The organism is Paeniglutamicibacter kerguelensis (genome assembly GCF_017876535.1).
Lineage (GTDB): Bacteria > Actinomycetota > Actinomycetes > Actinomycetales > Micrococcaceae > Paeniglutamicibacter > Paeniglutamicibacter kerguelensis.
The window spans coordinates 2,088,180-2,112,428 of the sequence record NZ_JAGIOF010000001.1 but is presented as its reverse complement, the minus strand read 5'-3'; the positions used below and the strand labels follow the sequence as shown (position 1 = coordinate 2,112,428).

General features: G+C 66.0%; 28 protein-coding genes. 14 read left to right on the top strand and 14 right to left on the bottom strand.

The window, feature by feature from the left end; all coding sequences use genetic code 11:
- Window positions 1-35 precede the first annotated feature (35 nt).
- From JOF47_RS09600 to JOF47_RS09590, 3 genes are all read right to left on the bottom strand, one after another.
- Complete coding sequence (locus JOF47_RS09600; RefSeq protein WP_209997351.1) at window positions 36-401, bottom strand: YciI family protein; 366 nt, start codon at window positions 399-401, stop codon at window positions 36-38.
- A gap of 262 nt (window positions 402-663) precedes the next feature.
- Window positions 664-1,044 carry a hypothetical protein gene (locus JOF47_RS09595; RefSeq protein WP_209997350.1) on the bottom strand — a complete coding sequence of 127 codons (381 nt, stop codon included), beginning with the start codon at window positions 1,042-1,044 and terminating at the stop codon, window positions 664-666.
- Window positions 1,045-1,063: 19 nt separating this feature from the next.
- A complete protein-coding gene (locus JOF47_RS09590) occupies window positions 1,064-2,701 on the bottom strand; it encodes an ABC transporter permease (protein WP_209997349.1) in 1,638 nt (545 codons plus the stop codon).
- Window positions 2,702-2,911: 210 nt separating this feature from the next.
- Here JOF47_RS09590 and JOF47_RS09585 point away from each other — a divergent pair, with 210 nt between their 5' ends.
- The 5 genes from JOF47_RS09585 to JOF47_RS09565 are packed head-to-tail and all read left to right on the top strand — an operon-like array spanning window position 2,912 to window position 8,729.
- Window positions 2,912-3,691 (top strand): DeoR/GlpR family DNA-binding transcription regulator, encoded by a 780-nt coding sequence (locus JOF47_RS09585; RefSeq protein WP_209997348.1) that lies wholly within the window; start codon window positions 2,912-2,914, stop codon window positions 3,689-3,691.
- A complete protein-coding gene (locus JOF47_RS09580) occupies window positions 3,688-4,674 on the top strand; it encodes a 1-phosphofructokinase family hexose kinase (protein ID WP_209997347.1) in 987 nt (328 codons plus the stop codon). Before JOF47_RS09585 ends, JOF47_RS09580 begins: the two co-directional genes overlap by 4 nt.
- Complete coding sequence (locus JOF47_RS09575) at window positions 4,671-6,728, top strand: PTS fructose transporter subunit IIABC (protein WP_209997346.1); 2,058 nt, start codon at window positions 4,671-4,673, stop codon at window positions 6,726-6,728. The genes JOF47_RS09580 and JOF47_RS09575 overlap by 4 nt, the downstream gene beginning before the upstream one ends.
- Window positions 6,725-8,413, top strand: coding sequence for a phosphoenolpyruvate--protein phosphotransferase (locus JOF47_RS09570; RefSeq protein ID WP_209997345.1), 1,689 nt, complete (start codon window positions 6,725-6,727; stop codon window positions 8,411-8,413). The genes JOF47_RS09575 and JOF47_RS09570 overlap by 4 nt, the downstream gene beginning before the upstream one ends.
- A 37-nt stretch (window positions 8,414-8,450) precedes the next feature.
- Window positions 8,451-8,729, top strand: coding sequence for an HPr family phosphocarrier protein (locus tag JOF47_RS09565; RefSeq protein ID WP_209997344.1), 279 nt, complete (start codon window positions 8,451-8,453; stop codon window positions 8,727-8,729).
- Window positions 8,730-8,817: 88 nt separating this feature from the next.
- On the opposite strand, the gene JOF47_RS09560 is transcribed toward JOF47_RS09565, so the two are convergent.
- From JOF47_RS09560 to JOF47_RS09540, 5 genes are all read right to left on the bottom strand, one after another.
- Entirely contained in the window at window positions 8,818-9,222 is a 405-nt protein-coding gene (locus JOF47_RS09560; RefSeq protein ID WP_209997343.1) for an NUDIX domain-containing protein, read from the bottom strand.
- Window positions 9,223-9,711 carry a GNAT family N-acetyltransferase gene (locus JOF47_RS09555; RefSeq protein WP_209997342.1) on the bottom strand — a complete coding sequence of 163 codons (489 nt, stop codon included), beginning with the start codon at window positions 9,709-9,711 and terminating at the stop codon, window positions 9,223-9,225.
- A 212-nt stretch (window positions 9,712-9,923) separates the two neighbouring features.
- Window positions 9,924-10,856, bottom strand: coding sequence for a COX15/CtaA family protein (locus JOF47_RS09550; protein ID WP_209997341.1), 933 nt, complete (start codon window positions 10,854-10,856; stop codon window positions 9,924-9,926).
- A 19-nt stretch (window positions 10,857-10,875) separates the two neighbouring features.
- Window positions 10,876-11,649 (bottom strand): ABC transporter permease, encoded by a 774-nt coding sequence (locus JOF47_RS09545; RefSeq protein ID WP_209997340.1) that lies wholly within the window; start codon window positions 11,647-11,649, stop codon window positions 10,876-10,878.
- Window positions 11,639-12,595: an ABC transporter ATP-binding protein gene (locus tag JOF47_RS09540; protein WP_209997339.1), complete on the bottom strand. Its 957-nt coding sequence runs from the start codon at window positions 12,593-12,595 to the stop codon at window positions 11,639-11,641. Before JOF47_RS09540 ends, JOF47_RS09545 begins: the two co-directional genes overlap by 11 nt.
- A 155-nt stretch (window positions 12,596-12,750) precedes the next feature.
- Between JOF47_RS09540 and JOF47_RS09535 the strand changes: the two genes are divergently transcribed.
- The 6 genes from JOF47_RS09535 to JOF47_RS09510 all read left to right on the top strand — a co-directional run bounded on the left by JOF47_RS09535 (window position 12,751) and on the right by JOF47_RS09510 (window position 18,143).
- A complete protein-coding gene (locus tag JOF47_RS09535) occupies window positions 12,751-13,536 on the top strand; it encodes a helix-turn-helix transcriptional regulator (RefSeq protein ID WP_209997338.1) in 786 nt (261 codons plus the stop codon).
- Window positions 13,533-14,993, top strand: a complete 1,461-nt coding sequence (gene sufB, locus JOF47_RS09530; RefSeq protein WP_209997337.1) for a Fe-S cluster assembly protein SufB — start codon at window positions 13,533-13,535, stop codon at window positions 14,991-14,993. Before JOF47_RS09535 ends, sufB begins: the two co-directional genes overlap by 4 nt.
- Window positions 14,994-14,995: 2 nt before the next feature.
- Window positions 14,996-16,282 carry a Fe-S cluster assembly protein SufD gene (sufD, locus tag JOF47_RS09525; RefSeq protein WP_209997336.1) on the top strand — a complete coding sequence of 429 codons (1,287 nt, stop codon included), beginning with the start codon at window positions 14,996-14,998 and terminating at the stop codon, window positions 16,280-16,282.
- 69 nt (window positions 16,283-16,351) lie between these two features.
- The gene (sufC, locus tag JOF47_RS09520) at window positions 16,352-17,110 is read left to right on the top strand and encodes a Fe-S cluster assembly ATPase SufC (protein ID WP_209997335.1); all 759 of its coding nucleotides are present in this window, start codon (window positions 16,352-16,354) and stop codon (window positions 17,108-17,110) included.
- Window positions 17,111-17,112: 2 nt separating this feature from the next.
- On the top strand, window positions 17,113-17,457 hold the full coding sequence (locus JOF47_RS09515) for a metal-sulfur cluster assembly factor (protein WP_209997334.1): 345 nt from the start codon (window positions 17,113-17,115) through the stop codon (window positions 17,455-17,457).
- Window positions 17,458-17,654: 197 nt separating this feature from the next.
- A complete protein-coding gene (locus JOF47_RS09510) occupies window positions 17,655-18,143 on the top strand; it encodes a hypothetical protein (RefSeq protein WP_209997333.1) in 489 nt (162 codons plus the stop codon).
- A gap of 33 nt (window positions 18,144-18,176) precedes the next feature.
- Here the strand turns inward: JOF47_RS09510 and ypfJ are convergent, their stop codons facing one another.
- The 6 genes from ypfJ to JOF47_RS21910 all read right to left on the bottom strand — a co-directional run bounded on the left by ypfJ (window position 18,177) and on the right by JOF47_RS21910 (window position 22,329).
- On the bottom strand, window positions 18,177-19,082 hold the full coding sequence (gene ypfJ / locus JOF47_RS09505) for a KPN_02809 family neutral zinc metallopeptidase (RefSeq protein WP_209997332.1): 906 nt from the start codon (window positions 19,080-19,082) through the stop codon (window positions 18,177-18,179).
- A 52-nt stretch (window positions 19,083-19,134) separates the two neighbouring features.
- Window positions 19,135-19,761, bottom strand: coding sequence for a CbiQ family ECF transporter T component (locus JOF47_RS09500; protein ID WP_209997331.1), 627 nt, complete (start codon window positions 19,759-19,761; stop codon window positions 19,135-19,137).
- Complete coding sequence (locus JOF47_RS09495; protein ID WP_209997330.1) at window positions 19,758-20,471, bottom strand: energy-coupling factor ABC transporter ATP-binding protein; 714 nt, start codon at window positions 20,469-20,471, stop codon at window positions 19,758-19,760. The genes JOF47_RS09500 and JOF47_RS09495 overlap by 4 nt, the downstream gene beginning before the upstream one ends.
- 61 nt (window positions 20,472-20,532) lie before the next feature.
- A complete protein-coding gene (locus JOF47_RS09490) occupies window positions 20,533-21,168 on the bottom strand; it encodes a biotin transporter BioY (RefSeq protein ID WP_209997329.1) in 636 nt (211 codons plus the stop codon).
- Between the two features lie 138 nt (window positions 21,169-21,306).
- Window positions 21,307-22,074, bottom strand: coding sequence for an AI-2E family transporter (locus JOF47_RS09485; RefSeq protein WP_342592752.1), 768 nt, complete (start codon window positions 22,072-22,074; stop codon window positions 21,307-21,309).
- Between the two features lie 75 nt (window positions 22,075-22,149).
- Window positions 22,150-22,329: a hypothetical protein gene (locus tag JOF47_RS21910; protein WP_245356327.1), complete on the bottom strand. Its 180-nt coding sequence runs from the start codon at window positions 22,327-22,329 to the stop codon at window positions 22,150-22,152.
- Window positions 22,330-22,453: 124 nt separating this feature from the next.
- Between JOF47_RS21910 and soxR the strand changes: the two genes are divergently transcribed.
- The 3 genes from soxR (at window position 22,454) to JOF47_RS09470 (ending at window position 24,198) form a co-directional block, all read left to right on the top strand.
- The gene (gene soxR / locus JOF47_RS09480; RefSeq protein ID WP_209997328.1) at window positions 22,454-22,924 is read left to right on the top strand and encodes a redox-sensitive transcriptional activator SoxR; all 471 of its coding nucleotides are present in this window, start codon (window positions 22,454-22,456) and stop codon (window positions 22,922-22,924) included.
- Window positions 22,925-23,025: 101 nt separating this feature from the next.
- On the top strand, window positions 23,026-23,517 hold the full coding sequence (locus JOF47_RS09475; RefSeq protein ID WP_209997327.1) for a flavin reductase family protein: 492 nt from the start codon (window positions 23,026-23,028) through the stop codon (window positions 23,515-23,517).
- A 51-nt stretch (window positions 23,518-23,568) separates the two neighbouring features.
- Window positions 23,569-24,198: a superoxide dismutase gene (locus tag JOF47_RS09470; protein ID WP_209997326.1), complete on the top strand. Its 630-nt coding sequence runs from the start codon at window positions 23,569-23,571 to the stop codon at window positions 24,196-24,198.
- Window positions 24,199-24,249: the final 51 nt, after the last annotated feature.

Below are 24,249 nucleotides of genomic sequence, written 5' to 3'. Positions count from 1 at the left end.
GGATCGAATCTTGGTACCCGGTGGCAGGGTTCCATTCAGGCGGGCGCGTCCTGGAACGCGCGTACCTCGACCCGGCCCGCGCACGCCTTCGAAGCGTCCTTGGCCCACTCCAGTGCGGCATCGAGGTCGTTGGCCTCGATGACCCAGAAGCCGCCGAGGTATTCCTCGAACTGGGCATGAGGACCGTCGGTCACGACCGGTGTGTCTCCGGTGTTGTCCACCGTGGTTGCCGTCTGGATGGGGTGCAACCCGCCGGCGAATACCCACGCGCCTTCGGCGCGGAGCCTGTCGTTGAAGGCATCGACCGCGTCAATGATCGGCTGGATCACGGCGGGGTCCATGGTTTCCATCGTCGGGGCCTCGGCCGTGTTGTGGCTAACCGAGATCATGTACTGCGTCATGTCGATCCTCCCGTTTGGAGCGTTTCGTGTGGCTGCCAGTCACTCTACAGAGGGGCACGCGGCCATCGACAGGTTTCTTGTCGACCGTTGAAGCTCTTTTCGACTGTCCAATGCGGCACCCGGGCTGGCCGCCCCGTTGTGTGGGGGTCGGCGGAGATGGGTCGAATGTGAAGGCAAGAAGAACAAGGCAGGGCTGGGTGGTTTAAGCAATTGATACGGCATTGCTCACACCACCCAGCCCCATTTGTCGTCTGCGCCGAAACTACACCAGCGTTTGGCGACGTGTCAGAGGCACGTTGCCGCGGGTAAAGGCCCAAGCCACCAATGCCCCAAAAACCGGAACTACGATCAGCAACACCGCAAGCTGGGCCCACGGGATCACCACCGGCACGCCCGGCTGCGTTGAGAGCATAAGAATCATGGGGACTGTTCCGGCGAACAATCCCAACAACGTGCCAAGCGAAGCCGTCATGATGGTCTGGGCACCGGACATCGCCTTGCGCAGTCTTGTATCGGCACCAATTCCGGCAAGCGTTGCGTGGTCAATGCGACCATCGGCCAAGGCCAGGCCGGTGGTGATTCCGGCGGCGCTGAGCGTGATTGCGGCTGCTCCGGCAACAATCAACCACAGAATCGAGGTCACGTTGGTTGCGGGACCTAACTCAAATTGCGAGTAGTACGCGTCGCCTGTCAGCGCCACCAAGGCACTTTCGTAGTTGTCCGTCTGTTTCTGGCTTGGGGGCTTGTGGTGAAGTCAGCAGCAAGCCCCGATCCACAACGGGCATCTTGACCTTTGCCGCGGTTTCGGCCGAAACCACACCGAAGAAGTCCAAGGGACGGTCCGGTTCCTCCAGCACGGCTTGGAGCGCGTGCGTTGTGATCGGGTTGTATTGCGTACGCAAATAGGCGCTGCCTTCTTGGTAGCCATTTCCGGCGCCCAACCGCCAAGGTTCATTGCGGTCATACATGATGAGCGCTGCAGAGGTCTCGTCGGTCATGAAAACCTTGTTGGTGACGACGACCCCACCCTCTTTCAAGGTCTTGAGAGCCGCGGCACTTGGGGTGCGACCCAGCAGCGCTTTAAGTTCAGCTTCCCCGCCCACGACCACGGCCGGAACAACGTCGTGTGGCCCTCCCTGGCTCATGGGACCACTGCAACGCCAGTCGTTGAGATCCTTGGGCCGGAAATCCTCGCCCATGGCGCACCGGTTCTCCGGCGGTTCCTGCAGAATCCAGGAGGGGTACCGAACGTTTGCTGGATCAAGACCTTGCTGTTCGGCCTTGAACTCATTTACGTGGCATGCGGCGCTGCTCGGCGTTCCTGCGATGACCTGCTGCTTGAGTTCCGGACCGAAAATCTGTTGGACCGCGGCAGTCACGGGTTCCGGATCGATCTCGACCATTTTCATGTCTGACGTAGTCCACGAATCGGGGCCGACTTGAGTGTCAACTGTCTCGGTTTTTTCCAACGCAACCGCGGCCTGGTAAAGGTTGAAGCGCCATTGGTGCATGTCGCTAGCCTGCTGCATAAAGCTTGAAGTCAGCACTATCAAAGCTCCGGAGAGCGATGCAGCGGCCAGCACCGCCGCGATGGCGGGAACCTTGCGACTGCGGTTGCGTGCCGAGTCCCGTGCAGCAAGCCTGAAGGGTACGGGTAGCCATGCAGAGTGGGAGGTCAGTAGCGTGACGATCTTTCCCGTCAGGCAGATCAGCCCGCCGATCAATGCAATGGTCCCGAACGCGACCAGACCGGCGGTGATCAGCAGCCATTGACTGGCCTCTGCGCTCCGTCCCTGCAGCAAAGCGGTGGTGACGCCCGCGGCCAGAGAGATGCCCGATAGCAGGAGCAGCAGCAGTCCAATGCGCGGAGTCCGTTTGGAAACAGCTTCGGCGGTCCGTCCGGATTTCAGGGCCGCTAGCGTAACCTGGCTGGCCACGGCACGCGCCGGAACGAGCGCCGCGACCACTGCGGAGAGCAACCCCACGAGTACCAGCCCGAAGATGACCGGCCAGATGACATGTACGTCGACGAACGTCGAATCGCCCCGGAATTTCATGATCGTCATCAAGACCGCACCGCCAACGATTCCCATGCCGGCCCCGAGCACACTGTCGAACAGGCCAAGCACGATGGCGGACATTGCCCGGCGGGCTGTGCCGGAGCCGCGGCGCCGGCGGGGCGATGGTTTTCCGAAACTGAGATTGCCACTTCCACTCATCATCTTGGCTTCCTGTGTCTTGCGACCTCCTGGACGGGCCCAACCTACTGAACGACGTTGGGTTTGCGGTGAGCCGATCATGTGTCCCTGCCGTGTCCATTGCACTGGCTGTCCTACCCGCAATTTCAGCGGGCGCGGACGTGGCGAGCGCCCCCCGGAACCCGTGGGAGTGAATCTGTGCTTATTTGGTTTTGTGTTGTTTTGTGTTGACATTACGATCGCGGTGCGTCTAAAGTCATATGAACACAGATCACCGTGACTCGCGTCACATAACCCGGAGGCTCCCACATCGTGTTTGCCGAAGAACGCCACCGCCTCGTCACCGAACAGCTGTCCCTGCAGGGCAAGGTCGGTGTTGCAGACCTGTCCGAACGCTTCGGAATCACCCGCGAAACCGTGCGCCGCGACCTCGCCCAATTGGAGCAGGTCGGCGTGTTGCGCCGGGTGCATGGCGGTGCGGTTGTCGCCGCGAAGGCCAGCACCGCGGAACAGAGCCACACGGCCCGCACCACCCAGAACCTGGCTGCCAAGCGGCGCATTGCCGCGAAGGCACTCGAACTGCTCCCGCAGGGTGCCACCTCGATCCTGCTCGATGCCGGAACCACCACCGAACTCCTGGCCGGACTGCTGGCCGAGGAACTTGCCGTGCCGAGGGCCGAGGAACTTCTGGTGATCACCCACGCACTGCCCATCGCGCAACGTGTCTCCCCGGCCCTGCCGCTGGAACTCATCGGCGGCCGGGTGCGCGGCCTCACCAGCGCGGCCACCGGCAGTCACACGCTCGCCCAACTGGACTCGTTGCGCCCGGACATCGCCTTTGTCGGGGCAAACGGCGTGGACGCCGACTTCGGCCTGAGCACCCCCGATGCGCTCGAAGCCGCGGTGAAGACCGCGATCGTCGGTTGTGCGCGGCGTGTGGTGGTGCTGGCCGACTCCAGCAAGCTGGGTGAGACCGCGTTGGTCCGCTTCGCGGCCCTCGCCGACATCGACACCCTGGTCACCGACCGGGAGCCCGATGCCGAGCTGGCCGCGGCCCTCGAGGCCGCCGACGTCGAGGTGGTGCTGGCATGATCGCCACGCTGACCATGAACCCCAGCATGGACCGAACCATCGAGCTGGACGCGCCCCTGCAGCGCGGCGGGGTCCAGCGGGCCCTGTCGCTGACATCCCAGGCGGCCGGCAAGGGCGTGAACGTGGCCCGCGCCCTTGCCTCCGGCGGGCTGCGCACGCTGGCGGTGCTGCCGGGGGACCCTCACGACCCCGTGGTGCTCGGCCTCGCGGACGGCAACCTGCCCCACGTGGCGCTGCCGATCGGCCAGCCGTTGCGCAGCAACCTGACCCTGGCTGAGGCCGACGGAACCACCACCAAAGTCAACGCCCCCGGCCCCCTGTTGGACGCCGGACACCAGCGCGCACTCGTCGAGGCCGTGCTTGCCGCGGCCGACGGGGCCAGTTGGCTGGTGCTGGCAGGATCCCTGCCGCCGGGCGTGGCCCCGGGGTTCTACGCCGGACTCGTTGCCGAGGTCCGCGACCGGCTCGGCGCCCGGGCCCCGCGCATCGCCGTTGACACCTCCGGCGAACCGCTCGCCGCGCTCTTCGCCGCCGGCCCGGCCGGCACCCCGGACCTCATCAAGCCCAACGCGGAGGAACTTGCAGAGCTCACCGGGGAAGGCACCGGGCCGGAACTCGAGGCCGACCACGAACGTGCAGGCGCTGCGGCGCTGAGGCTCGTCGAGGCCGGTGCCGGGGCCGTGCTGGCCACGCTCGGTTCGAAGGGCGCGGTGCTGGCCAGCGCCGCTGGCAGCTGGCACGCAACCCACGACCCCGTCACCGCACGCAGCACCGTAGGCGCCGGCGACTCGGCCCTGGCCGGATACCTGCTCGCCGACGCGGCTGGCGGGGGACCCGCCGACTGCCTGCGCCAGGCAGTCGCCCACGGATCGGCCGCCGTCGCCCTGCCGGGCTCCACCATTCCCGCCCCCGAACACACCAACCCGCGCGCCGTCACCGTCGCCGCGCTTCCCGCTCCACTCCCCACCGAAGGAAAGCCATGACGCGTCTCATCACCGAAGAGCTTGTCCTGCTTGACAGGTACCTTGGCGGCACCAGCACCGAGGTCATCGCCCAGCTCTCCCGCACCGTGGTGGCCACCGGCCGCGCCGCGGACGCCGCGGCCCTGCAGCGCGACGCGGTGGCCCGCGAGCAGAAAACCGCCACCGGCGTGCCGGGCGGGATCGCGATCCCGCACTGCCGCTCGACGGCGGTCACCGAACCGACGCTCGCCATGGCCCGGCTGGCCCCGGCCGTCGACTTCGGCGCCAAGGACGGCCCTGCCGACCTCATCTTCTTCATCGCCGCCCCGGAGGGTGCCGACAAGGAACACCTCAAGCTGCTCTCCAAGCTGGCCCGCTCGCTGGTGAAGAAGGACTTCACCGCCGCCCTGCGCGCCGCCGGAAGCCCGGCGGAGATCGTCGCCCTGGTCGAGGGGGCCGTCAGCCCGGCACCGGTTGCCGCAGTTGCCGCCGAGACCGCGGCGCCTGCCCCGGCATCGGCTCCGGCCGAAAAGCGCCGCCTGGTTGCCGTCACCGCCTGCCCCACCGGCATCGCCCACACCTACATGGCCGCCGATTCGCTGGTGGCCGCGGCCGCCGAGGCAGGGGTCGACCTGCAGGTCGAAACCCAGGGATCCTCCGGCACCACCCCGCTGGACCCTGCCGTCATCGCGGCGGCCGAGGCGGTCATCTTCGCCGTGGACGTCGACGTGCGCGGCAAGGAACGCTTCGCCGGCAAGCCGGTCATCCAGTCCCCGGTCAAGCGCGGCATCGACGAGCCTGCCGTCATGGTGGCCGAGGCGCTGGCCGCGGCCAACGACCCGAACGCACGCCGCGTCGCCTCCGGCACCGGGCCGGCGGACGCCGCCGGTTCTCCCGCCGGGCGCGAAAGCGCCGGCGCCGCACTGAAGCGGGCCCTGCTCACCGGGGTCAGCTACATGATCCCGTTCGTCGCCGGCGGCGGCCTGCTGATCGCCCTGGGCTTCCTGCTCGGCGGCTACGCCATCACAACTGTCGCGAACGACGTCGTCGCGGCAAACACCCTCTTCAACCTGCCCGGTGCCGACGTCGTGGCACAGATCGGAGCCCCGTTCGGCCCGTTCGGCGTCTACCTCGGTGCCGTCGCCTTCAAGATCGGCTCCCTGTCGATGGGCTTCCTGGTCCCCGTGCTGGCCGGCTACATCGCCTATGCCCTTGCCGACCGTCCCGGCCTGGCCCCCGGCTTCACCGCCGGCGCCGTGGCCGGATTCATGGGCGCCGGCTTCCTCGGCGGCATCGCCGGCGGCCTGATCGCGGGCCTCGCCGCCCGCTGGATCGGCAGCTGGAAAACCCCGCGCTGGCTGCGCGGACTGATGCCGGTGGTCATCACGCCGTTGCTCGGCTCGATCATCGCCTCCGGTGCGATGTTCCTGGTCCTCGGCGGCCCGATCGCCGCGCTGACCGCCGGCCTGAACGGTTGGCTCTCCTCGATGTCGGGCGTCGCGGCCACCCTGCTGGGCCTGATCCTGGGCCTGATGATGGCCTTCGACCTCGGCGGACCCGTCAACAAGGTCGCCTACTCCTTCGCGGTTGCCGGGCTCGGTGCCGGTGCCGTCGCCAACCAGGCGCCGTGGCAGATCATGGCCGCGGTCATGGCCGCCGGCATGGTCCCGCCGCTCGCGATGGCCCTGGCCACGCTGCTTGACCGCAAGGGATTCTCCGCAGCCGAACGCGAAAACGGCAAGGCGGCCTGGCTGCTCGGCGCTGCCTTCATCTCCGAGGGCGCGATCCCGTTCGCCGCGGCCGACCCGTTGCGCGTCATCCCCGCCAGCATGCTCGGGGCCGGTGCGACCGGTGCCATGGTCATGGCCTTCGGCGTCACCTCGCAGGCCCCGCACGGCGGAATCTTCGTGTTCTTTGCCATCGGCAACTTCGCGATGTTTGTCATCTCCATCGCCGTCGGCACCGTCATCAGTGCGCTGGCCGTGGTGGCGCTGAAGCGCTACGCCCGCAAGCGCCCCGCCCCGGCTGCGGCAACCGTTGAACATGCAGTGGGCGCCGAGCAGGTGGCGGCATGAGCGAGCGATTCACCGGGGTCGGCGTCAGCGCCGGCCGGGTCATCGGCCCGGTCCGCCGGATGCCCGAGCCCATCACGGCGCCCGCCGATGGCGCCCCGCTGCCGGCCGGAGTGAGCGCCGAGGAGGAATCCGCACGTCTGGCCGAAGCCACACAGGCCGTCGCCGCGGGACTGAAGGAGCGCGCCGCCGCAGCCACGGGCGATGCCGCGGCGGTGCTCAAGGCCACCGCGCTCATGGCCTCGGACCGGACGCTGCTGAAGTCCGCGACCAAGCTGGTTGCCACCGGCACCTGCGCGGAGTCGGCGATCTGGGAGGCGGCAGACGCCGTCGCCACCCAGCTGGCGGCCCTCGGCGGCTACATGGCCGAGCGCGCCACCGATGTGCTGGACGTCCGTGCCCGGATCGTCGCGCAGCTGCGCGGCGTCCCGGCACCCGGCATCCCGGACAGCGACGAGCCGTTTGTGCTGTGCGCGGTCGACCTGGCGCCGGCCGACACCGCCACGCTGGACCCGGCGCGCGTGCTCGCCCTGGTGACAAGCGACGGCGGGCCGCAGTCGCACACCGCGATCATCGCCCGCTCGCTCGGCCTGCCGGCGATCGTCGCGGCGCGGGGGACCGTGGCCCTGGCCGACGGCGATGTGGTCTTCGTGGACGGCATCGACGGCACCGTGGTGCGCGGGCCCGGATCCGCGGAATCTGCCCTGGCCGAGGCCTACGCCTCCCGGGTCCCGCTGCCGGAGTTCGACGGAACCGGCCGGCTTGCCGACGGCCACCGGGTCCCGCTGCTGGCCAACGTCGGCAGCGGTGCCGACGCCGTGGAGGCCGCCGCTGCCGGGGCCCAGGGCGTGGGCCTGCTGCGCACCGAGTTCTGCTTCCTGAGCCGGGACACCGAGCCCACCCGCGAGGAGCAGGTGGAGGCCTACCGGGCGGTGTTCGACGCGTTCGGAGGGGCCAAGGTCGTCGTGCGGACCCTGGATGCCGGGGCCGACAAACCGCTGCCCTTCCTCACCGACGACTCCGAACCCAACCCCGCCCTCGGGGTGCGCGGCTACCGCACCGACGCGGCCGTTCCGGGGGTGCTGGCCCGCCAGCTCGCCGCCATCGCGGAGGCCGCCGACGGCTCAACCGCCGAGGTCTGGACCATGGCGCCGATGATCTCCACCCCGGCGGAGGCCGCGGCGTTCGCCGGGATGTGTGCCGAAGCCGGGCTGAAGACCCCGGGCGTGATGGTGGAGGTCCCCTCCGCCGCACTGATGGCCCGGCAGCTGGCCTCCGAGGTGGACTTCGCGTCCATCGGGACCAACGACCTCACCCAGTACACGATGGCCGCCGACCGCCAGCTTGGGGCCCTCGCCGAGCTCAACGACCCCTGGCAGCCAGCCGTCCTGCACCTGGTCAAAGCGACCTGCGACGGGGGTGCGGCCGTCCAGGGCGATCCCAGGCCCGTCGGGGTCTGCGGCGAGGCCGCGGCCGACCCGGCCCTGGCCGTCGTGCTGGTCGGGCTGGGGGTGGCGACGCTGTCGATGAACCGGCGCGCCCTGCCGGCCGTCGCGGCCATCCTCAAGACCGTGGACCTGCCCGGGGCCCAACGCATCGCGGGGCTGGCGCTCGGCGCCGGTTCCGCGGACGAGGCCCGGGGTGCCGTCCGCGCCGAACTGCCCGAACTCGACGTCTTCGGACTCTGACACTTAAACGATCGACCCCAACCCAAGGAGCAACACCATGGCAGAACGTACAGCCACCATCGCCAGCCGCGTCGGTCTTCACGCCCGGCCCGCAGCCATCTTCGCCGAGGCCGCCGCCGACCAGCCGCTGGAGGTCACCATCGCCCTGGAAGGCGAGCCCGTCGAGGATGCGCTCGACGCCTCGAGCATCCTCTCCCTCATGGGCCTGGGCGCCGAATACGGCACCAAGGTCGTGCTGAGGGCCGACGGCGACGGCGCCGACGCGGTGCTCGAGGCCCTGGCCCGCGTGCTCGAAACCGACCACGACGCCGCCTGACGGCACGCTACGGTACGCCAATGCCGGGGTTCGGATCCACCGATCCGGGTCCCGGCGTTAGCGTGTGTTTCAGCTCCCGGTCATGGGGTCAATGCGTCCCAAAGAGGCGACCCAGGCCCGCGGCCAGCACGTGGGCCTGCTCCAGCGGCAACCACCAGCATTCCCACGTTTCGGGGGCGCCCCCGTGGGCGGGCTCGGGTTCCCCGGCGATCCAGCGGAGGGAGATATCCCGGCTGGGGACCTCCAGCTCGAAGAAGTGCCTGGTGGTGATCTCGTAGTCGGCAGTGCCCAGGGAGCGTACGACGCTGCCCTCCAGCCCGGTTTCCTCGTGTAGCTCGCGCAGTGCGGCCCGGGAGGGTGATTCACCGGCCTTGATGGTTCCGGCGGGGACCTGGACACCGGTGACGTGCATGGGATGACGCAGGTGCGTGAAGACCAGGAGGTGGCCGTCCTGGACGACGTAGCAGACGGCCTTGTCGATGGCGGCGGGCATTCAACGCACCATCCGGATCTCGTCGCCCGCAGCCTCGTACCCGCTTGGGCGACGGATTCCGTCGGGCTCGAATCCGTTCCGGACGTAGAAGGACCTGGCGCGTGGATTCGCCTCGAGCACCCACAGGCTTGCCGGGTCAGTGCCCAGCACGGCATCCAGCAGGCCCTGCCCGGCGCCGGTTCCGTGTTCGGATGCCAGCAGGTAGATGAACCACAACTGTTTCTCCCGCGGTGCATCGGCGTCTTGGCCGGCGCCGGCGCCGGCCAGCCCCACGAGCCGACCGTCCCGTTCGGCCACCGCAAAGCTGTCGCCGGGACGCGGCTCCGAACAGATCGATGTCCACATCCGCATTCGCCCTCGTCGTTCCTCCTCTCCCCAAGCGGAATCGGGAAACAGGCAGGCATAGGTCTCGGCCCAGGTCTCGAGGTGGAGTTCGTCGAGCGACGTGGCGTCTTCGATGCGCGGGGCGCGGATGCGGGTAACCGCCATGGAAACATCATTCCCCATGTCAGCGCCTATGCTAGAGCCAGTGCAGGTGATCTGTGCCCTATCGGCGGCCGAGCTCCGGCCGGAGTCGTTGCCCATGACCGAGCAATCGGCAAGGAAGAAAATCTGCTCCACAGCACTTCGGCGGCGCCCCGCAAAACGGGAAAGGCCCCTCCCGCAGCGGCGGGAGGGGCCTTTCCAGAAGGGAAGCGGCGTTAGAACGGGAACTTCTGGGTGGCCCGGTCCCACACGTTGATCGCCGCCGCGGCCAGCAGCGAGGCGCCGAGCATGTGGAAGAGCACCAGCAGGATCGGCAGGCCGGTGAAGTGCTGCGTGTAGCCGATGATGCCCTGCAGGAGAACGACGGCGGTCATCAGGACCAGCGGCGTGCGTAGCTGCCGGTCCCCGTCGTTGCGCAGTGCCAGGAACAGGGCGATCAGGGTTGCCGCAACCAGCAGGTACACCGGGACCACGTGCAGGCGGGTGACGAAGTACGGGTCAAAGAGGTGGCGCGGGGAATCCGCGTCGCCGGCATGCGGACCGGTGCCGGTGACGATCGTGCCCAGCACGATCGCCAGTGCGGACGTCGCCAGGATCGTCCAGGCAAGGAACTGCTGGGTTGTGCCCGCCGGCTTGCCGAGGGAGGTTTCGCCGCGGCGCAGTGCACCGGTCCGGTTGACCAGCAGGGTCGCGGCCATGACCATGGCCGCCGAAACAATGAAGTGCAGCGAAACAACCCATGGGTTCAGCTTGGTCAGCACGGTGATGCCGCCGATGATCGCCTGGGCGGGAATGCCTGCCAGCAATGCGATGGACAGTCCGAAGAGTGTCTTGTGGGTGGCGCGGAAACGCCAGATCGACACCAGGAAGGCAACCGCGATGACCACCAGGACGAAGGTCAGCGTGCGGTTGCCGAACTCGATCAGGCCGTGGACGCCCTGTTCCGGCACCGGGGTCATGGAGCCCGGCACGCAGTTGGGCCACTGGGAGCAGCCCAGGCCGGACTTGGTCAGTCGCACGGCGCCGCCGGTGACGATGATGCCGATCTGGGACACCAGCGAGGCGATGGCCAGTCGGTGGACGGTCTTGTTGACGGCGGCCGGCAACCTGTCCGTCCAGTGGTTGGTCGTGGGGGAGTCGGTACTCATGATCTTGTGCTCCAGATTTCTAGTTCCACTTGAACCAGCGGGTTGCGGCGAAACCGGCGATGAGTGTCCATGCCAGCAGGATCAGGATCCCCGGGCCGGACGCGGTCCCGGAGATAAGTGCTGCACGCAGCGAATCACCCAGTGCGGCGGAGGGCAGCACGTTGATGATCGGTTGTAGGAAGGCGGGAACGCTGGTGGAGGGGAAGAGGATTCCGCCGACGCCGGCCAGCAGGACCCACGCAAGGTTGGTGATGGCAAGCGTGGCCTCGGGGCGCACGGTGCCGGCGATCAGCAGGCCAAGGGCCGTGAAGGCCGCGGCGCCGAGGACCAGCAGCAGGATGGCCCAGGGGATTCCGGCGGGGGCCGGCTGCCAGCCCATCAGGAAGCCGGTGCCGCCAACGACGACAACCTGCATGGACAGGACCGCCAGGACGGCCATGACCTTGCCGTAGATCAGGCCGGTGCGGCCCAGCGGCGTGGTCGAGAGCAGCCGCATGACACCGTAGCGGCGGTCGAATCCGGTGGCGATGCCCTGACCTGTGAACGCGGTCGAAACCACGCAGAGGGCCAGGACGCCCGGGACGGCGGCATCGATCGGGCGGGCCGCGATGTTCTTGAGCAGGTCGGTGAAGACGAGTCCGAACAGGGCCATCAGCGGCAGCACGATCGCAATTACCAGCTGCTCGCCGTTGCGGATCATGGCCAGGGTCTCGTAGCGGCCCTGCAGCAGGATGCGTTTGAGCGTCCCCACGGCATTGGACGTGCCCGGTGCGGCTTGAGTACTAGTTGGCATCGTTTCCCTTGTCGGCAATTTCCAAGAACACGTCTTCGAGGGTCCGCGGCTGCATCAGGAGCGAATCGGGCAGGATGCTTTCCTGCGCCCACCAGTTGGTGAGGCTTGCCAGGTCGTGGGCATCGCGAACGCCCTCGAGCCGGTACTGCCCGGGGGTCGGCTCCAGCAGCAGCAGGTGGGCGGGCATCTGGGGCAGGGCCAGGGCGGGGGCGGCGGTGAAGGTGACGGCCTGGGCCGTGGCCTCGTGGGTGGCGCGTGCGGTCAGCTCTGCAACGGTGCCCTCGGCCACGTTGAGTCCGTCGTCGATGATGTAGACGTAGTCGGAGAGGCGCTGGGCGTCCTCCATGAGGTGGGTCGTGAGCACTATGCACAGCCCGGCGTCACGAAGCTCGGTGATCAGGTCGAAGACGACCTGGCGCGATTGCGGATCCAGCCCGGCGCTCGGCTCGTCGAGGAAGATGACCTCCGGGTTTCCGGCCAGTGCCGCGGCCAGTGCCACGCGCTGCTTCTGTCCGCCGGAGAGCCTGCGGATGGAGGTGTTGGCGAATTCGTCGATGCCCAGTCGCTCGATCAACGCATTGATGTCGGCGGGCCGCCGGTAGAGCGAGGCGACATGGCGCAACAGCGGGATCGGGCGCAGCGAGGGCGGGAGGCCGCCGTCCTGCAGCATGACACCGACGCGCGAGCGCAGTGCGGGGCTGGCCCCGTAGGGATCCTCGCCGAGCAGGGATACTTTGCCCCCGTCGGGGCGCAACAAGCCCTGCGCGCACGCAAGGGTGGTTGATTTCCCGGCGCCGTTGGAACCCAGCAGGGTGGTCACGCTGCCGGCATTCGCCTTGAGGCTAATGCCGTTCAGTACGCGCACCATGCGGCCGTCAAGGGCGGGAACGGGGCCGAAATCTTTGAGCAAGTCCTCGATGACGAGGCTTGGAGACACATTGGACACCCCGTTATTCTAGGCTACGTAGAAGTTGAACAGCCCATGGCTGTGGCGCACATCGCACCCGCGGGGGCCGGTGCGCCGGGAACCGCGTTTCCACCAGTGGCGAAGTAAGCGGTGCCTTACTAGACTGGAGTGCCGCATTAGCGCATGCTTGTGTTGTGTATTCATCGAAAATTCCCGCGCCGACCGACGACCCGGCGCGCATAGTTCCCGCATCAGGGGAGACCGAAGAACGCACCCGCGACCGAGTCCTGTATTCCGTTCTTGAGGATGGCCCGGTCAGCGCCGCTGAATTGGGCGAGCGTCTTGGGTTCACACCTGCTGCAGTCCGTCGTCACCTCGATGCCCTTTCCAAGGAAGGGTTGGTCGAGGTCAAGCTCGTGGCCAACCAGCGCACCGGCGCGGGACGCCCGTCCCGCCGCTATGTGCTGTCCCACCGCGGCCAGGCCAAGATGGGCAACGACTACCTGGACATCGCCACCGATGCACTCACCGAATTGGGCCGCGCCGCCGGCCCCGCCGCCATCGAGGCATTCGCGGCCCGCCGCTTTGCCGCCATGGAGCGCCGCTACCGGCCGGTTGTCGAGGGCGTCGATGGGCTGGAGGACCGTGCCGAGGCCTTGAGCGAGGCGCTCAGCGCCGATGGTTTTGTCGCTTCCACCCGGAAGGTCGGCGCAAACTCGCCGACCGCCACCATGCTCAGCGTTCAGCTGTGCCAGGGGCATTGCCCCATCCAAGATTTGGCCAGGGAGTTTCCCGTCTTTTGCGAGATGGAAACCCAGGCCTTTTCCCGACTGCTGGGCGTCGATGTGCGAAGGCTCTCGACACTCGCCAGCGGCGGGCATGTGTGTACGACCCACATCCCTGTGGGCCGGAACCAAACTCCTCAGCGTGCTGAGAAGAGAACTCGAATCAAGATCACGAAGCAGGAGAGGCCGCGATGACGGATCAGATTGCACAGGAGTCCGCTGACCCCGGCGTGATTGCCGAGATCCTGGAGAAGAATCCCGAACTCCACGGAATTGGCAATTACGAATATGGGTGGAGCGACAAGAACGACGCGGGTGCCAACGCGCGCCGAGGCATCAACGAGGACGTAGTCCGCAACATCTCGGAGCTCAAGAACGAGCCCCAGTGGATGCTGGACATGCGCCTCAAGGGCCTGAAGTACTTCGACCGCAAGCCCATGCCTACCTGGGGTGCAGACCTCTCGGGCATCGACTTCGACAACATCAAGTACTTCGTGCGTTCCACCGAGAAGCAGGCCACCAGCTGGGAAGACCTGCCCGAGGACATCAAGAACACGTACGACAAGCTCGGCATCCCCGAGGCGGAGAAGCAGCGCCTGGTTTCCGGCGTTGCGGCCCAGTACGAGTCCGAGGTCGTCTACCACCAGCTGCGCGAGGACCTCGAGGCCCAGGGCGTCATCTTCCTGGACACCGACACCGCGCTGCGCGAGCATGAAGACATCTTCAAGGAGTACTTCGGCTCGATCATTCCGGTGGGCGACAACAAGTTCGCCTCGCTGAACACCGCGACCTGGTCCGGCGGCTCCTTCGTATACGTCCCCAAGGGCGTCCACGTGGAAATCCCGCTGCAGGCCTACTTCCGCATCAACACGGAAAACATGGGCCAGTTCGAGCGCACCCTCATCATCGCCGATGAGGATTCCTACGTGCACTACATCGAGGGCTGCACCGCCCCGATCTACACCTCGGACTCCCTGCACTCGGCAGTCGTGGAAATCATCGTGAAGAAGGGCGCCCGCGTCCGCTACACGACGATCCAGAACTGGTCGACCAACGTGTACAACCTGGTGACCAAGCGCGCAGTCTGCGAAGAGGGCGCAACCATGGAGTGGGTCGATGGCAACATCGGTTCCAAGGTCACCATGAAGTACCCGGCCGTCTACCTGGTCGGCGAGCACGCCAAGGGCGAGACCCTGTCGATCGCCTTCGCCGGCGCCGGCCAGCACCAGGACACCGGATCCAAGATGGTCCACATCGCTCCGAACACCTCCAGCTCGATCGTGGCGAAGTCGGTGGCCCGCAACGGCGGCCGCTCGGCCTACCGCGGCCTGGTCCAGGTGCGCGAGGGTGCCAAGGGTGCAAAGAACTCGGTCGTCTGCGACGCGTTGCTGGTTGACCAGATTTCGCGTTCGGACACCTACCCGTACATCGACGTCCGCGAGGACGACGTGACCATGGGCCACGAGGCAACCGTCTCGCGCGTTTCCGAGGAACAGCTCTTCTACTTGATGAGCCGCGGCCTGGCCGAAACCGAAGCGATGGCGATGATCGTTCGCGGCTTCATCGAGCCGATTGCCCGCGAGCTCCCGATGGAGTACGCACTGGAATTGAACCGACTCATTGAACTGCAGATGGAAGGGTCCGTCGGTTAATTATGACTGATATTGCAACTCACGTATCGGGCGAGAAGGCCCGCATCGGCGCACCGGCAGCCATTGCCGGTTTCACCGAAGAAGGCGAAAACCTTTCGCCGTTGAACGAAGCAGAAGCATCCTCGCCGTTGGGTGGTGACGCCTCCAAGGCGCACAGCCACGGTGGCGGCGCCGGCATCCCGGATTCCTCGCGTGCCGGTCGCCTGACCAGCTACAAGCTCGAGGACTTCCCGGTCTTGACCGGACGTGAAGAGGACTTCCGCTTCACCCCGCTCAAGCGCCTCGGCGGCCTGCACAAGGACGAACTCAACGGCGCGGCCCCTGCCCTGACCGTTGAGGGCGCGGCCAACGTCGCCCTGGAAGCCGTTGCCATGACCGACGCCCGCGTCGGTTCGGTCGGCATCCCGGAAGACCGCATCTCGGCCAACGCCTGGAAGTACGCGGCCGTTGCCAACGTGCTGACCATTCCGGCGGGAAGCACCGGCGAACAGGTCATCATGACCATGACCGGTTCGTCCACCGCGGCATCCGCGGCGCACCTGGTGCTGATCGCCGAGCCGAACTCCGAGGCCGTCGTTGTCATCGACCACGTCGGCACCGCGGTTGTCTCCGAGAACATCGAAATCGATGTTCGCGAAGGCGCCAAGTTGACCGTCATCTCCCTGCAGGCCTGGGACGAGGAAGCCATCCACGCCTCCTCGCAGCAGGCGCAGGTTGCCAAGGACGCCCACCTGAAGCACGTTGTTGTTTCCTACGGTGGCGACCTGGTTCGCGTGACCCCGACCGCACGTTTCACCGCTGAGGGTGGCGAGATCGAGCTCTTCGGCCTGTACTTCGCCGATGCCGGCCAGCACCTGGAACACCGTTCCTTCGTTGACCACGCAGCGCCGAACTGCAAGTCCAACGTGCTGTACAAGGGCGCGCTGCAGGGCAAGGACGCCCACACGGTTTGGGTCGGCGATGTGCTGATCCGCAAGACCGCCATGGGTACCGACTCCTACGAGGCCAACCGCAACCTGGTGCTCACCGACGGCGCGCGCGCCGACTCGGTGCCGAACCTGGAAATCGAAACCGGCTTGATCGCCGGTGCGGGCCACGCCTCGACCACCGGCCGTTTCGATGACGAGCACCTGTTCTACCTGATGGCCCGCGGCATCGATGAGAAAACTGCCCGCCGCCTGGTGGTTCGTGGCTTCCTGAACGAAATCGTGCAGCAGATCGGTGTTCCGGAGATCGAGGAACGCCTTGCCGAGACCATCGAGCGTGAGCTCGCAGCCACGGACAACTAGTCCGAGCCCCCACCACCAGAAAATTTCGCCGGTGAGAACCGGCATCAAAGAAAGAGAACGGACTTAAGTATGTCTACTCTGGAAATCAAGGACCTGCACGTCTCCATCGAGACCGAGCAGGGCACCAAGGAAATTCTCAAGGGCGTTTCCCTGACCATCAAAACCGGTGAGACCCACGCCATCATGGGCCCCAACGGCTCGGGCAAGTCCACCCTGGCTTCGACCATCGCCGGCCACCCGCGTTACACCGTCACCTCGGGCTCGATCAGCCTGGACGGCGAAGACGTGCTGGAAATGAGCGTTGACGAGCGTGCACGCGCCGGACTCTTTCTGGCCATGCAGTACCCGGTAGAGGTTCCGGGTGTCACCATGACCAACTTCCTGCGCACCGCCAAGACCGCCATCGCCGGCGAAGCGCCGAAGTTGCGCACCTGGACCAAGGACGTCAAGACGGCCATGGCCGCGCTGAAGATCGATCCCGAGTTCGCGGCCCGCAACGTCAACGAAGGCTTCTCCGGCGGCGAGAAGAAGCGTGTTGAGATCCTTCAGCTCGAGCTCTTCAAGCCGAAGTTCGCAGTGCTCGACGAGACCGACTCCGGCCTCGACGTCGATGCGCTGAAGGTCGTCTCCGAGGGCGTCAACCGCGCCCAGGCCGAGAACGAGATGGGCACCCTGCTCATCACCCACTACACCCGTATCCTGCGCTACATCAAGCCCGACTTCGTGCACGTGTTCGTCGACGGCAAGATCGCCGAACAGGGCGGCCCGGAATTGGCTGACCGACTTGAGGAAGAGGGCTACGACCGCTTCCTGAACGTTTCGGCCTAGCCATGAGCGTCTCCAACGAAACGGCCGGAGGGTCGGCTCACACTGACCTTGAAGACGTCGAAGAGGCGTTGAAGGATGTCATCGACCCGGAACTCGGTGTCAATATCGTGGACCTCGGCCTGCTCTACGGCCTGAAGTACGCCGATGACGGCGCACTTCTGATCGACATGACCCTGACGACCGCGGCCTGCCCGCTGACCGACGTGTTGGAAGAGCAGGTTTCGGCTGCGCTGGAGTCGGTTGTCGATTCCTACCGCCTGAACTGGGTCTGGATGCCGCCATGGGGTCCCGAGCGGATCACCGATGACGGCCGCGACCAGATGCGTGCCCTCGGGTTCAACATCTAGCCTGCGCTTTGCCGCTTGAGGCGAGGACCCTTCCACTTGGAAGGGTCCTCGCCTCAAGCATTTAACCGGCAGGAACGGCTGCTGACTCGTTTGGGTAACGAATGCGCCGGCAGGGGCGAATTTCCGACGGGTCTTGGCCTATCGTTCGATTCAGTAGCCGGGGATCGACCGTTTGGCGGCAGGGGGAAGAGGTGCGCATGCAGGTTGCGACGCTGGGCATGGTTTTGACGTTCGGTGCGATCCTTGCCGGGTGTGCGCAACCGGGCAGCCAAGCCGGGCCGGACGCCGGCAATGCCGTGTCGACGGATCCCGGATCCAACCCCAGCCTTGTCCCGCCGCCCGCGGCAAAGACCGTACCCCTTGCCGTGGATTCGTTGGTGCACGATGGCAAGAGGCTGGACAACGGGGAATGGAAGACCGTGCTGCTCCCGGAACCGCTCGAGGGCGGAACGATTTCCGTGCCGGGCGTATGCAACGGCCCCTCGTTCACCATCGAATCGGCCAAGGACGGGAGCTGGAAGACTGCCAAGAACGCTACCGAAGACGCCTCCGGTTGCAGCGATGCCGGGCACGAACTCAAGGCCGCCGTTGTCGGAGCCCTTGCCGGAAAGATCACGGTGACCCATGATGGTGGAAAGACAATCCTCACCCATGGCGGATATGCGCTCACCCTGTCGGGACCGTGAGGTCCCGGGACCGCCGCCTGAAAATGGAGGCGCTCAGGCGCCCGGCTTGTTCAGGTTCCTGGACGAGAGGGTGTCGCACTTGTTAATGTCGCCAGTCTTGTAGCCCTGTAGGAACCACGCCTCGCGTTGGGCTGCCGAGCCGTGGGTCCAGCCCTCGGGGCTGACCCGTCCGGTGGCCGCCTTCTGGATGCGGTCGTCGCCCACCGCGGAGGCCGCGGAGAGGGCAGAGCGCAGGTCCGACTCGGTCAACGGCTTCATGAAGGTGTTGCCGTTGGCGTCCTTGGTCTGGGCCGCGTAGGCGGCCCACATTCCGGCGAAACAGTCTGCCTGCAGCTCCACGCGCACCGAACCGGAGTTTGCCCCGGTGCCGCCCTGTTGCGAGGCGGCCAGGGTTCCGATGGTGTTCTGGATGTGGTGCCCGTACTCGTGGGCGACCACATATTCCTCGGCCAGGGCTCCGCCGTCTGAGCCGTAGTTGTTCTGCAGGTCGGCGAAGAATGCGGTGTCGAAGTAGGCAACGCGGTCGCCGGGGCAGTAGAACGGGCCCACGGCGCTGGTTGCAGGCCCGCAGGCCGTGTCGACCCTACCGCTGAAGATTTCCACGCCGGGCTTGGCGACCTTCACGTTGTACTTCGGCAGGTAGGAAAGCCAGAAGCTGTCCAGGGACTGGGTGGTGGCGAGGATCCGGCAGTCCTGGCGCGCGTTGGCGTCGGCGCCGGTCTTGCATTCCGCGATGCCGGGAGCGCCCGTGGCGGTCTGTTCGCTCGGGGTTTCCCCGCCGAGTCCGAGTTGGGCCAGCATGTCCGGATTGATGCCGAAGATCGCGGCCAGCAGCACCACCAGGATGCCTCCGCCTCCCGCCGCGATCTTGGCCCCGCGGTGGCCGCGTGAATCCTTGACCCGATTGGAATCCAGGCGTGCATCGTCGTTGAAGCTCATGCTCAATACAATACTGTCCCGCGGCTCCAGCGGAAGGAATGCGGGATGGAAGCTAGTTGCGTTCCATGATGCCGCGGGCGGCCAGGGCATCGGCGGTGCGCTGGGCATAGGCGACGGTGTTGATCACCACGGGCGCGGCGAGCACCGCGGGGTTGCGGGCCACGCCGCGTGCCTTGGCAGCGTCGGAAAGGTTCTGCGCGGAGGTTGCGATCGCCGGGATGCTTCGCAGCATCAGGGCGACGGCCAGCGCCACCGTGGCGGGGTTTCCGCCCACCCAGCGCAGGGGCGTTGCCGCTGCCTCGAGCCCGCTGAGCAACGCCGCCTGGGTGGTGGTCAGCAGGACCAGCCTGCCGCATTGGATGGCGGCGAACATGCCGCTGATGAGGGTCAACGCGAAAACGGGGGAGTTGATCAGCGACTGGTGGATCGCGAGGATCGCGAACACCCACCACAGCTGGCGCAGCGGGGCGGCCCAGGCGTGCAGCACGCGCCTGCCCGCCACCGCGAAGAGCAACAGGCTCAAAAGCAGGGCCCCCAGGCCGACTGCCGGGACGCGCCAGAGAAGCACGGAAGAGCTGACGGCAAGCACCAGCAGGTACTTGCTGAACAGCGGTGCGCGGTGGACGATGCTCGTGCCGGGCTGGTAATGGCCCAGCAGCATCCGGTGCGAGGCGCTCATGCGCTGATCGACCCGCTGCGTACCCGGTTCCGGTATTCCTCGACGGCAGCGTCCGCCGGCCCGTCAAAGACGATGCGTCCGCCGTGGACCAGCAGGCCGCGGTCCGCGCGGGCCGCGAAATCGAGGTCGTGCGTGGCGTAAACGACCTGTTGGTCCAGCGAGTCGATGGTGCGCTGAAGCAATTCGTTGTTCGCCAGGTCCAGCAGCGTGGTGGGCTCGTCGGCAACAAGGATGTTTTGCCCGGCGGCCAACACGCTGCACAGCGCCACCAGTTGCCGTTCACCCCCGGAAAGGTCGTAGATGCTGCGCTGGGCCAGGTGCTTGAGGCCCAGCGATTCGAGTGCGGCCAAGGCGGCCTCGCGGCGCCGGCCCTGGTCCTTGATGCTTGCCTTCAGCGACAGCTCGACGTCCTCGACCACGATCGGCATCACCAGCTGGGAGAGCGGGTCTGTGAAGAGGAAGCCCACGTTCTGGCGCACCGACTTGGCCTTGGTCCGGGTGTCGAATCCTCGAACGCTCACGGATCCGCTGGAGGGGGTGGCCAGCCCGTTGATCATGCGCAACAGGGTGGACTTGCCCGATCCGTTGGCGCCGATCACCGCGACGCGCGCTTCGCCGAGAGTCAGCGTGCAGGGGGCCAGCACGACGCGTACGGGTGCATCGGGCTCATCGGCCGGTACGGACAATCCTGCATCTTCAAAACGAATCACGCTTAACGGTATTCCTTGTTCTTGGTTCGGATCGAATCCGGTTACTGCTGCCTCGGGGCCGTTAGGCGTTGTAGTTGCGGCGGGCCATCTTCGGGAATGCCTTGAACACGCTCAGCGCGATGCTTGCCGCAACGAAGTTCTTGACCAGGTCGCCGGGCCAGTAGGCCATGTCGACGATGAGTGCCTGCTGCAGCGGAATGCCGGCGTTCAGCGACATGCCAAGGATGCCCAGCGGGTGGATGACAATGATCGAGCCGCCCATGGCGGAAAGAAACAGCCAGAGCAGCCGACGACGCGTGAACTTCCGCAGCACCAACGTGGCAAGCGCGCCGGTGACAAGGGCCGCAATGGGGAAGGCCAGCAGGTAGCCCGCGCTCGGCGATGCCAGGGATCCGAGCCCGCCGGAGAACTTCGCGAAGATCGGCACGCCGGCCAGTCCGACGGCAAGGTAAAGCGCGGTTGCCGAGGCGCCACGCAGGGAACCGAGAATGAGTGCCGTAAGTGCGACGCCAAGGGTTTGCAGGGTGATGGGAACGCCCAAGGCACCCACGGGAACCGCCGGCACTAGCGTGAGCACGGCAATGAACGCCGCGAATACGGCGACAAGGGCAAGATCCCGGGCGCCCAGGCGCGCGCCCAGGCGCGCGCCCGGGGGTGTGGTGCCGAGAGTGGCCGGGGCCTTCGTGGAGTGAGACATTGTCGATTCCTGTTGTTCTCGAAAAATGAAATTGCTACGCCGTTCGGAGTAGCAATTCAACAATACTTGAACACCGTTCAAAAGTCCTGATCACCGTTCAAGCCTGCGCCTATATGGCACCGGATCCAGGGAGAAGAACTACCGTTTTGCCTGGGCGGGAACGACGACCTTCTTGAGGATCAGCAGTATGGAGGCACTGGCCGGGCAGGCAACAAGCGCACCCAGCAGCCCGGCCAGCGTTCCGCGGACCATTGCGCCAATCAGCACCATGGATCCGGGGATCTTGATGGCCTTTCCGACAATGCGCGGGGTCAGGATGTAGGCCTCGATTTGCATGCAGGCGATCATCGCCAGCATCACGACCAGGCCCGTCGTGGAGGAGGTGATCAGGGCGACGACGGTGACGATTGCCGCGCTGATCACCGAGCCGACCAGCGGGATCATTGTGATGGGCAGGGCCAGGATGCCCAGCACGGAGGCAAACGGAACCTGCATGAAGGTCAGCAGCAGGAAGGTGAAGGTCGCGTTGAGTACGGCGAGGATCGACATGCCGCTGAGGTAGCTGCCCACTGAGGCGGCGATTTCCACGACCCGTTCGCGCCGCGAGGCGGGAACCAATGCGTAGAAGCTGTTTTTCATTTGCTCCAGCGAGGTCACGAAGTACATGGTCAGCACGGTGACAAAAAGTGTGCCGACCACCGCATTTGCCACACCGAAGCCGACCTTCAGTGCGCCGTTTCCCACAAACAGCCATGTCGAAGGGGCTGCGATGGTTTTCTGTACCCACTCGAGGCCCGGAACCAACGCCCCATCCAGCTGGTCGTTCAGTGAGAGGAACCATGTCTGTTCCTCGATCCGATCAAGGTTGCCCGGCAGCGAGATAATGAACTTGTGGCCTTCGGTCACCAAAAGGGGGGATTACCAGGCTGAAAACGAGGCCGGCAAAGACCAGGAAACCCGCCAGGACGCACATCACCGACGTCACCCTGGAAGGCCCCAGTTTTCAAGCCTGCGCACCAGCGGATCGAGACCCAGTGCAATGAAGAATGCGGCAAAGACCAGGGTGATCGCATAGGTGAGTGACAGGACGGCTGCACCGATGGCCAAGGCGGTCAAGGAACCCAGGGTTGCGACGAAACCGCCTCGGAATGTGAGTTTCATATGGGGCGATATCCTCTACTGCTGCATCAGGCCGATTTGTCCTGTACCTTGCTTGTTGACTCTAGACGAAAACCGTGCACGCTGATGAGCGCCGCGCACAAGGCCCCCCGGGGAGAATGAAACGATGAACGCAGCCGACAATTTTTCCCAGGATCTCAGTGTGGGACAGCTGGCGGTCCGCTCCGGGGTGACGGTCTCCGCCCTGCACTTCTACGAACGCGAGGGGTTGATCCAATCGTGGCGCACCTCGGGCAACCAGCGGCGCTTCGACCGAAGCGTGCTGCGCCGCGTTGCCGTCATCCGCGCGGCGCAACGTGCGGGTATTCCGCTCAAGGCCGTCGGCGAGCTCTTTGCCGGGCTGCCGCTCGACGGGGCACCCGCGAAGGAAGACTGGCAGGCAATGTCGTTGGCGTGGCGGGAGGACCTACAGGAACGCATACACCAGCTCCAATCGCTGCGCGACGGGCTGGGCGGATGCATTGGTTGCGGCTGCCTGTCCCTGGCCGAATGCGGGTTCGTGAACCCCAATGACAAGCTTGCCGACCCCGAGGGCGGGGCGTTGCTGTTTCGTGAAAAGAAGCCCGATTTGACCTAAACCTTGGTTGAGGTTCTAGCGTGGATGCATGAGGGTCGCACCCAAGCGGCACGCCACGAGAGGACTCATCCGCAGTGCAGACACAAATCGCCGAACGGACGATGGCTGACCAATTTCGCGCAGCCTTTGGCAACCACCCCGCAGGGGTAGCGATTGTGACGGCAACGGGGGAGCGCGGTCCGGCGGGCATCACCGCATCCTCGCTGATCTCCGTGGCGGCGGACCCGGCGCTGGTGGCGTTCAACGTGGCCGGCGACAGGGGCTCGGCCCATGCGATCCTGAACGCGGATTCCATCCTGATCCACTTGCTGACCTCGGAAAACACGCAGCTAGCCTCGCTTTTCGCCAAGTCAGGGGACGAACGCTTTTCTCGGATTGACAACTGGGAGCAGCTGGAATCGGGGGAGCCGCTGATTCACGGCCTCGGCACCGTCTTGCGATGCGAAATTCATTCAAAGACCACTGCCGGTCCGGCCACACTGGTCGTAGCATCGGTTGTGGAAGTCTTGGACGGCGAATCCACGGCCGCACCCCTGGTCTACCACCAGCGCGGTTACCACAGCATCGGTGATCATTCACGACTCACCGTTTAATCACTCCCCTTCCCGGCAGTGATTCAGCACGACACAATTTGAGGAGTCATTTTGGCTATTTACACCTTGCCTGAGCTGCAGTACGACTACGCGGCCCTGGAGCCGAGCATTTCGGCGCGGATCATGGAGCTGCACCACAGCAAGCACCATGCCGCGTACGTGGCCGGCGCGAACGCGGCGCTGGAGCAGCTGGCCGAGGCGCGCGGGAAGGGCGAGTTCGGGAACATCCCGAAGCTGTCCAAGGACCTGGCGTTCCACCTGGGCGGGCACACGAACCACTCGATCTTCTGGAACAACCTGTCCCCGGAGGGCGGGGACAAGCCCGAGGGCGAGCTGGCCGCGGCGATCGACGACGCGTTCGGGTCCTTCGACGCGTTCCGTGCGCACTTCACGGCCGCGGCGATGAGCCTGCAGGGCTCGGGTTGGGCGTTGCTGGGCTTCGAGGGGCTGGGCTCGCAGCTGGTCATCGAGCAGCTCTACGACCAGCAGGGCAACGTGCCGGTGGCGACGACGCCGTTGCTGATGCTGGACATGTGGGAGCACGCGTTCTACCTGGACTACGTGAACGTGAAGGCCGACTACGTGAAGGCGTTCTGGGACATCGTGAACTGGGCGGATGTCTCGGCGCGTTTCGAGGCCGCCCGTGCGGGTGCCGCGACCCTGATCGTCCCGGGCAAGTAACAGCTTTCCAGACATGGATTTCGCTGCCGAACGGCAGGCGGATTCGGCAGA

Excerpts from the sequence above, each read along its gene's own strand:
- JOF47_RS09600 (WP_209997351.1), bottom strand. The coding sequence starts at position 401 with ATGACGCAGTACATGATCTCGGTTAGCCACAACACGGCCGAGGCCCCG.
- JOF47_RS09590 (WP_209997349.1), bottom strand. The coding sequence starts at position 2,701 with ATGATCGGCTCACCGCAAACCCAACGTCGTTCAGTAGGTTGGGCCCGT.
- JOF47_RS09580 (WP_209997347.1), top strand. The coding sequence starts at position 3,688 with ATGATCGCCACGCTGACCATGAACCCCAGCATGGACCGAACCATCGAG.
- JOF47_RS09575 (WP_209997346.1), top strand. The coding sequence starts at position 4,671 with ATGACGCGTCTCATCACCGAAGAGCTTGTCCTGCTTGACAGGTACCTT.
- JOF47_RS09570 (WP_209997345.1), top strand. The coding sequence starts at position 6,725 with ATGAGCGAGCGATTCACCGGGGTCGGCGTCAGCGCCGGCCGGGTCATC.
- JOF47_RS09565 (WP_209997344.1), top strand. The coding sequence starts at position 8,451 with ATGGCAGAACGTACAGCCACCATCGCCAGCCGCGTCGGTCTTCACGCC.
- JOF47_RS09560 (WP_209997343.1), bottom strand. The coding sequence starts at position 9,222 with ATGCCCGCCGCCATCGACAAGGCCGTCTGCTACGTCGTCCAGGACGGC.
- JOF47_RS09555 (WP_209997342.1), bottom strand. The coding sequence starts at position 9,711 with ATGGCGGTTACCCGCATCCGCGCCCCGCGCATCGAAGACGCCACGTCG.
- JOF47_RS09550 (WP_209997341.1), bottom strand. The coding sequence starts at position 10,856 with ATGAGTACCGACTCCCCCACGACCAACCACTGGACGGACAGGTTGCCG.
- JOF47_RS09545 (WP_209997340.1), bottom strand. The coding sequence starts at position 11,649 with ATGCCAACTAGTACTCAAGCCGCACCGGGCACGTCCAATGCCGTGGGG.
- sufB (WP_209997337.1), top strand. The coding sequence starts at position 13,533 with ATGACGGATCAGATTGCACAGGAGTCCGCTGACCCCGGCGTGATTGCC.
- sufD (WP_209997336.1), top strand. The coding sequence starts at position 14,996 with ATGACTGATATTGCAACTCACGTATCGGGCGAGAAGGCCCGCATCGGC.
- sufC (WP_209997335.1), top strand. The coding sequence starts at position 16,352 with ATGTCTACTCTGGAAATCAAGGACCTGCACGTCTCCATCGAGACCGAG.
- JOF47_RS09515 (WP_209997334.1), top strand. The coding sequence starts at position 17,113 with ATGAGCGTCTCCAACGAAACGGCCGGAGGGTCGGCTCACACTGACCTT.
- JOF47_RS09510 (WP_209997333.1), top strand. The coding sequence starts at position 17,655 with ATGCAGGTTGCGACGCTGGGCATGGTTTTGACGTTCGGTGCGATCCTT.
- ypfJ (WP_209997332.1), bottom strand. The coding sequence starts at position 19,082 with ATGAGCTTCAACGACGATGCACGCCTGGATTCCAATCGGGTCAAGGAT.
- JOF47_RS09500 (WP_209997331.1), bottom strand. The coding sequence starts at position 19,761 with ATGAGCGCCTCGCACCGGATGCTGCTGGGCCATTACCAGCCCGGCACG.
- JOF47_RS09490 (WP_209997329.1), bottom strand. The coding sequence starts at position 21,168 with ATGTCTCACTCCACGAAGGCCCCGGCCACTCTCGGCACCACACCCCCG.
- JOF47_RS21910 (WP_245356327.1), bottom strand. The coding sequence starts at position 22,329 with ATGAAACTCACATTCCGAGGCGGTTTCGTCGCAACCCTGGGTTCCTTG.
- soxR (WP_209997328.1), top strand. The coding sequence starts at position 22,454 with ATGAACGCAGCCGACAATTTTTCCCAGGATCTCAGTGTGGGACAGCTG.
- JOF47_RS09475 (WP_209997327.1), top strand. The coding sequence starts at position 23,026 with ATGGCTGACCAATTTCGCGCAGCCTTTGGCAACCACCCCGCAGGGGTA.